The organism is Desulfitobacterium sp., from assembly GCF_982384815.1.
This window is the reverse complement of sequence record NZ_CEVWNY010000137.1, coordinates 1-7,035: the sequence shown is the minus strand read 5'-3', so window position 1 is coordinate 7,035 and position 7,035 is coordinate 1. Positions and strand designations below refer to the sequence as shown.

The 7,035-nt window shown below is 45.0% G+C and carries 7 protein-coding genes; 2 read left to right on the top strand and 5 right to left on the bottom strand.

Annotation, left to right across the window (positions count from 1 at the left end; translation table 11 throughout):
- Positions 1-412: enoyl-CoA hydratase/isomerase family protein (locus AC1U9U_RS14685; protein ID WP_479961299.1), on the bottom strand; the 412-nt coding region annotated here is incomplete at its 3' end.
- A 261-nt stretch (positions 413-673) separates the two neighbouring features.
- Between AC1U9U_RS14685 and AC1U9U_RS14680 the strand changes: the two genes are divergently transcribed.
- Complete coding sequence (locus AC1U9U_RS14680) at positions 674-2,740, top strand: sigma 54-interacting transcriptional regulator (RefSeq protein ID WP_479961298.1); 2,067 nt, start codon at positions 674-676, stop codon at positions 2,738-2,740.
- 205 nt (positions 2,741-2,945) lie between these two features.
- Here AC1U9U_RS14680 and AC1U9U_RS14675 read toward each other — a convergent pair whose 3' ends face one another.
- Positions 2,946-5,186: an acetyl-CoA hydrolase/transferase C-terminal domain-containing protein gene (locus AC1U9U_RS14675; RefSeq protein WP_479961297.1), complete on the bottom strand. Its 2,241-nt coding sequence runs from the start codon at positions 5,184-5,186 to the stop codon at positions 2,946-2,948.
- A gap of 529 nt (positions 5,187-5,715) precedes the next feature.
- The gene (locus AC1U9U_RS14670) at positions 5,716-5,799 is read right to left on the bottom strand and encodes a putative holin-like toxin (RefSeq protein ID WP_479961300.1); all 84 of its coding nucleotides are present in this window, start codon (positions 5,797-5,799) and stop codon (positions 5,716-5,718) included.
- 250 nt (positions 5,800-6,049) lie between these two features.
- Here AC1U9U_RS14670 and AC1U9U_RS14665 point away from each other — a divergent pair, with 250 nt between their 5' ends.
- Positions 6,050-6,175 carry a hypothetical protein gene (locus tag AC1U9U_RS14665; protein ID WP_479961296.1) on the top strand — a complete coding sequence of 42 codons (126 nt, stop codon included), beginning with the start codon at positions 6,050-6,052 and terminating at the stop codon, positions 6,173-6,175.
- A gap of 125 nt (positions 6,176-6,300) precedes the next feature.
- Here AC1U9U_RS14665 and AC1U9U_RS14660 read toward each other — a convergent pair whose 3' ends face one another.
- Both AC1U9U_RS14660 and AC1U9U_RS14655 read right to left on the bottom strand, forming a co-directional pair.
- Complete coding sequence (locus tag AC1U9U_RS14660; RefSeq protein ID WP_479961295.1) at positions 6,301-6,498, bottom strand: YjfB family protein; 198 nt, start codon at positions 6,496-6,498, stop codon at positions 6,301-6,303.
- A gap of 110 nt (positions 6,499-6,608) precedes the next feature.
- The coding region (locus tag AC1U9U_RS14655) for a Fic family protein (protein WP_479961294.1) at positions 6,609-7,035 on the bottom strand (427 nt) is incomplete at its 5' end.

Here is a 7,035-nt window from a genome sequence, read left to right as displayed (position 1 = left end):
CAAGGCCCACCTCGGGAAGCCCAATTTTAGCATTTTCGGCAACAACTCTGATATCACAGGCTAAGGCCAGTTCACACCCTCCTCCTAGAGCAACACCATTAACGGCACAAATAACCAGCTGTGGTAAATCACTAAGTTTGTTTAACACCTCTTGGCCTTGTTTCACTAACTTCTCCCCGGCGGCCCGGTCCAGTGCTATGAACTGACGAATATCGGCACCGGCCACAAAGGCTTTTTCCCCGGCCCCCGTTACCACCACAACCCTAACCTGATCAAAAGCGATCAGCTTGGCAATTGCTTGATCGAGTTGGCTTATCACTTGCTCATCAAGCACATTTACCGGCGGGTTATCAATGGTAAGCAGGGCAATTTTGCCTTCCACGGATAGGACAACTTTGGCAATGTTGCTCAACTCAATACCTCCTTTGATTGGACTTCCGACTATTCTGATTATTCTGCAAAATCGGTGCCAACTTACGCGACCGCTGGTTCATTATGCCAAACCCCTAAATAAGGTGCTTTGGGATGAAAAATCCGAACAGAAATGTGTAAAGAGTTAACACTTGTATATTTACAAGCGTTAACTCTTTACATAAAATTCCGGCTAGACAGGAATTACTCCCCCCCATCTAGAAAAGTTGTTAAGGAGGCATGTGCAAAGGAGGATAAAGCTATGTACAAAACTGCGGATTTGATCACGGCAGATTATATTAGGTTAAAACTCACTACCACCCTGGAAAAGGTGATTCAAGCCTTTATCGGGCATCGCTCCGATCTGGCCTGTGTTGTCGGGGATAACAACCTGCTCCTCGGCATAGTTACCAAGTATATGGTGTATCGACTTGTTCTGCAGGGGGCGTCCCTCCAAATGCCCGTCAGTAACTTTTATCGCCGCGATGTCACCACCCTGCATGTCGAAGACGATTTTAACGATATTCGCGATAAGCTTTTAGCGGCCAATGTTGCCAATGCCGTAGTAGTTAATGATGCCGGGGAAATTTGTGGGGTGTTTTCCAAAAGCGATTTGTTGCGGGGCTTGCACTGGGAAAGGGAAATCTTCATTAATCGTCTGGATCTGGTCATCGAGAATTTGCCCATTGGTATCGTCGTTGTTAATCGCGGGCATAAAATTACCCATAGCAATAAGGCCGTTAACGATATGCTGGGCTTAACTTTACCAAGCCCCGGCGAAAATTCCTTCGCTACTTGTTTTCCGGAGCTGAATTCCTTCGTTCAAGAGGTTGCCCTGACCAAGAGGAAGCTGATTCTGCCCAAAATCAGAGTTAGAAATATTAATTGTATGGTTTCCCTGATACCCATGTTCGAGCCTAATCTGGAAGATATCATAATTATGTTCCAGGAACTTTCCTCCCTTGAAAATGTGGCCATGGAACTGAGGACCACTCAGGTCCTGACCAATACTTTCCAGGCAATTTTGCAGAACACCTCCGACTTGCTAATTATTACGGATCTCTTGGGTAACATCACTTTTCACAGCGGTAACCTGACCAATAGTTTTTCCGATCTGCCAAAGGATCTGGACCGGAGAAATATCGGCGAAATAATGCCCGGGTTAGCCAATGTGCAGTTGGCCCTCCTGCCGGAAAATTATTGTGAGATCCAATATATTGGAAGAAGAAACTACTTGGTGTCCTTGCATAAAGTAAAAACCAATCAGGACATTTACGGCTACATCTTTAAAATCAATCAGGAACCGGTAGACCCGAACCTAATATCGAAACTTCAGACCCTTGAATCGATGGTGGGGGCCTCCGGATTAAACGGCTGCCAGACCCTTGATGAGCCACCCTGTCTGGCTAAAATCGTCACCGCCAACCCAATCATGGAAAACATGAAAAAGGAATTACAATTTATCGCCAAGACCAACTCCACGGTTTTGATTCTAGGGGAAAGCGGTACCGGGAAGGAGTTAATTGCCAATGCCGTACACGAACTGTCGGGCCGTTCGGGTAATTTTATCAAAATCAACTGTGCGGCCATCCCGCTGGAACTGTTGGAATCAGAGTTATTCGGTTACGAAGAAGGGGCCTTTACGGGGGCCAGAAAGGGCGGCAAGCCGGGCAAATTTGAACTGGCCCACAAAGGCACCCTCTTTCTTGATGAGATTGGGGATATGCCCCTTTCCCTTCAGGCCAAACTGTTAAGAGTGTTGGAGGAAAAGTGTTTTGAACGGATTGGCGGGACCACCACCATCGCCGCGGATATTCGCTTTATTGCTGCTACTAACAAAAACTTGCGCTCCACAATGCTGGAGGGTAAGTTTCGCGAGGACCTGTTTTACCGCCTTAATGTCATTAAGTTTGTGATTCCGCCCCTCCGGGAAAGAACCGAAGATATTCCCCTCCTGATAGAATACTTTTTGCAGCATCTTAATAAAAAGTATCAAAAAAATGTCACAGGCATTTCCTCAGAGGCTATCTACACCCTGGTGAATAATGAATGGCACGGCAATATACGCGAGTTAATTAATGTAATGGAAAGGGCTGTAATCTGGTGCCAAGAGCCGGTGCTAAGTAAAGAACATTTTAGTTTTATCAATGCCCAGCCTTTTACGGCGGGACAAGCAGGGTTCTCTAATGAAAAGGAATCCTTAATTCAACTTTTAGAACACTATCATGGCAACAAATCAAAAGTAGCGGAGCATCTGGGAATAAGCAGGGTTACACTTTATAAGAAATTAAAGCGCTACGGGGTCTTGGCGAACATCAACTATGAGTAGAAATGTATAAAAAAGGTTTCGCTTTTTATTATGGCGAATACGGTGATATTTTGGATTCCCTAATAAACTGGGTGAATTAGGAGAGGAGCAGTGCCATGATTCATGAGATCCGGTTACAAACTAGGGAACGGCGGAGATTAAGTACAGGTAATGATCTTCGGGTTAGCAGCAGACAGCGCCCCCTTTTGGGGGACGCTGTCTTTGCTCATCCTTGGGCGGATTTTTGTTGATTACCGGCCGCATTCGGGGTTTGCGGAGAGGGGGGTAAACCGGTCAGAAGATTATTGTTGCGCAAGGCGAAAAGCACCATTTTGCGCAAAATTCTTTCTTGGAAAGAGGCAGGTTGATCGAGTTTCATTCTTTCTAAGTAGGAAGCGCTGGATGGGGGAATTGGTCTTAGGAATTCTTGCAGCAAACCAGTGGCTAGTTTTAGCGGATTGCCGCTTGATAGTCTCTTCAGGCCTTTTAAGGCTCCTCCTAGGGCAATTTCCGTCTCAGTTAAGTCCGTGCCGAAAGGGAATGGCTGGAAGACACCCTGAGCCTGATAGGGCTTGAGCAGCGAAGTGATTTTCTCGGGGGTATTGTGACGATATTCTTCAGGAATTTCGTAGTCAAGGGGGATTTTGCCGGCTTTCTTGGCTTGTTCCAGGAGTTGTTTTTGAAAGCGGGAATCGGCGATATTAATTAATTCGGCGATGACTTGTTTTTCCGGTTTACTGCGCACATCGGCAATCCCGTACTCCGTAACGATGATATCCCGCAGATGTTTGGGTACGGAGCAATGGCCGTAACTGAAGACAATGTTCGACTTGAGATTTTTTCCGGAGCCTTTCGTGCTTTTGATCATGATAATAGCCCGGGCATCCGGCAGGGCTTGGCCCATGGCCACAAAATTATACTGTCCGCCGATGCCGCTGATGACCCGGCCATCTTCCAGTTGATCCGAAGCTATTGCGCCCAGAAGAGTGGCCACCATGCCGGTATTGATAAAGCGGGCGTCTTTGCGCTGCAGGGATCTTAATTCCTCCCCGCCATAGAGCTGGTTTACCTTGTCCACCCCTGACATACCGAATAGCTCTCTTTCTTCTTCGCTCATGTCATTAAGTGCCTGATAAAAGGCTTTGGGGCCGAGAAAGAAGGCACCGAGAATCACTTGACCGCCTAAAAGCTTCCGACCAAGAAGCCGGCTGAACAACCCCAAGTTTTCTGCGTTATGTAAATCCGTGCTGTATTTAGTGTCCTTATCCAGAATGTAATCATTTTCATATATAAGACCTTGGCGCAGGATCCCGAACTGGGTTAGAAAAGCGAAATCCTCCGCACTTAGTTTGGAATGAATGGCTTTCATTTCAATGAGCTGACTAATGATATCCGGGGGAATGTAATCGGGGGCCAACTTTCCGGCATTGATCAGCTTCATAAGAGGAATACTTTCGTAGACCTTTCTTTTGAGAATCTTACCTTTATACATCTGCATAAAGGCATCAACGAACATCTCGGAGGATCCATAAAGTCCTTTCTCAAAAACCCCGATATCCCCCCAGTCGGCGATCAGTTTTCCATACCGTTTGAGGATGCCGGCCTTTTCCAGAACTTCTCGATATATTGCATTATGGTCGTTGCGCATAATCAGTCCTGAGGCAATGGCGTCGCCCAGGGCACCGATTCCCACCTGGATCGTGCCGCCGTCTTTAACCAAGGTGCTGACATTGATCCCGATCATGTGATCGGCGAGGGCGACAGGGTCTTTGGGTGGACCGAAAAGTTCATAGTCGTATTGGGGTCCTTGCATAATGATGTCATAGGTATCTGCCTCTACTACCGCATCCCCATACATAAAGGGCATATTCTTATTCGCCTCTGCGATTAAGGCGACTTTTTTCCCTTCGGCCCGCATTCTTTTAAAACCTCTAGCAGCTTCTAAACAAACATCCGGATTACAGGCCATGGAGTACATTGTTTTGCCGTCGATTTCCCGATACGCGATCAACTGCGCAAAAACATTAGCCCCCAGGGCTTCGGCATCCCGATAGACATGAGTATAGTTGGAAGCTATATGGTTCTGCTGCGCTTCCGGGTAATTAAGATAGCTGCCCGCTTTAGAAAAGAACTCCAGGACCTCGACATTTTTGGCCAAGCGTCCGGCTCGAAAATCAAGCATAAAGTCGAATTCCGGGACACCGGCAAAAATCCGTTCCGACAGGGGTCCTAAAAATCGCTTTTCCAGTTCCGAATGTCCTTTGGGCTTTTCTAAGGGTAAAGCTGTGATTATTTTAAGCTTAAGATCCGGATCCTCTTTAGCCCGCCGATATAGTTCATTAGCCAAAAGTATGGGTTTGCCCAGAGCCAGGGTCATGCAAAAGGTAATATCTTTGCCGACATATTGGATAACTTCATCGACACACTTTTGCACGTCTTCGTAAATAACTCCCGCTTTTTCGTTCATTACCGCCGTCGCCCTCCATTCAGTAAATTCCGACAAATTATATATGATAAAACCAGTGAATGAATATTCATTCAATGAATTTTATCATATATTCCGACACTTGGCAATAATCGAAATGTTCAGATAACGGAGGACAGGCTTGAATAATTCAACCTTTAGATGACACCGAACAAGGTATATATTATCTTGAAGCATAAGGTTATCTAGCGACAGATGCACTTACAGTATCTTGAAGGAACCTTGTCAGAAGAAGAAGTTTTAAAACGGATTAAAGGCGGAGTCTAAGTATAATTTCGAATTGGTTTGACACCCAAACATGGGATTCTTAGTGGAGGCTGTGAGTTGAAATGACCATTTGCCCCTAACAGCAAAAATAAAAAATTGGCAGTAGTTATTTTTTGATTGAGAATGTGGTATACTAATATCAAAAGAGGAGCCATGCTGCAAACATGGCTCCCCTGTAACAGCCGCTTGAAGAGCGGTCGGCGTCAAGAGTGCGGAATAGACCGAACCTTTGGGCAGGGGCGGTCTATTTCCGTTTATCGGAGGTAAGTAGAAAGGCAACTAATGTTCCAAAAGAGATCATTAGCATTAAAGCCTCATATACTTCCATGGCATCACCTCCCTTCGGAGGAATGCCGACCGCCCTGCAAGCCTTTTCTGTTACAAAATCAATTATAGCATACAAGCATTTCGAGAAGAAGGATTTTACAGAAAAAGAAGGGAACTCGTTAGATAATATCTTGAAGAAATCTTGTCAGAAGGAGTTTTAAAACGGATTATAAGTGAAGTCTGAGGATAAATTTCGAATTGATTCGAAATTTAAATTGCGATACTCGTTATACATAGTGGAGGTATCGGCCGTGAAGAATGAACGCATAGGTGCATTTCTTAAAGACTTGGACAGTTTAACAGCTAAACATGGGATTCTTATTGGAGGCTGTGGATGTTGTGGTAGCCTGCTCATTGATTTGAAATCGGTATTTTGAGGTGTAACGAATTGTAAATCGAAAACGAACTATATAAAAAGACCGTAGCAATGAACTATACAGTTAGTTCAGCTACGGTCTTTTGACTTATTCTATATAGGAAATAAGAAAATTCAATGACTTCATCATACAGATACATCAAGCTTACTCCCAAGATGAGGATTCACAGATAACTCCATGTCGCCGGTCATTCCCGAAGCCATTTCCATCAGGGCTTGGGTTTGCTCCGTAGAGGTGTTCATAACCATCTTCATGACAGAAAGAGAAGCTTGTTGTTTCAGTTGTACCTGATTGGAGATAATTGATAAAGCAGCTATATCCATGGGTTCCCCTCCTTTGACTCTAATATATCATGGTTTGGTTAGTTTAACCAGTAGTTTTACGGGGTTAGGCCAAGCTTTTTGGAGGTTTTCTTTATACTTATTTGTTGCTCTTAAGTAGATTCGTAGTAGCGAATACACTTTTCTGCTAGGAACTTAACTATCTCATTTGCCTGGGCTGTTTCATAGAAGTCGACCATTAAAGTGTTAAATTCCAGAATATCTTTTGCCCGGATATTAAACACACCATAACCGGCATTGATCAGAATTCCGCTTGCCATTAGGCGCGCTGTTCGTTTATTTCCGTCCCAGTAAAACTGATTATAAGCTGCCCAAAGAAACAATCGAATGGCCTGCTCCACCGGATGGAAGTCGCTAAGGATAATCGGGAGCTCAGTGTCGAAGATCTGATCAAGTTCCTGCCAGCTAGGTGCTTTATATTTTTCTGTTCCGGAAATTCCTACCGATCCGGTGCGGAATTTACCCCATTCAAGTGATTCCCCTCGCGCAATTAGGTTATTGATGGCATGGAACATTTCT

Coding starts and splice junctions, on each gene's coding strand:
- AC1U9U_RS14680 (WP_479961298.1), top strand. CDS start 674: ATGTACAAAACTGCGGATTTGATCACGGCAGATTATATTAGGTTAAAA.
- AC1U9U_RS14675 (WP_479961297.1), bottom strand. CDS start 5,186: ATGAACGAAAAAGCGGGAGTTATTTACGAAGACGTGCAAAAGTGTGTC.
- AC1U9U_RS14670 (WP_479961300.1), bottom strand. CDS start 5,799: ATGGAAGTATATGAGGCTTTAATGCTAATGATCTCTTTTGGAACATTA.
- AC1U9U_RS14660 (WP_479961295.1), bottom strand. CDS start 6,498: ATGGATATAGCTGCTTTATCAATTATCTCCAATCAGGTACAACTGAAA.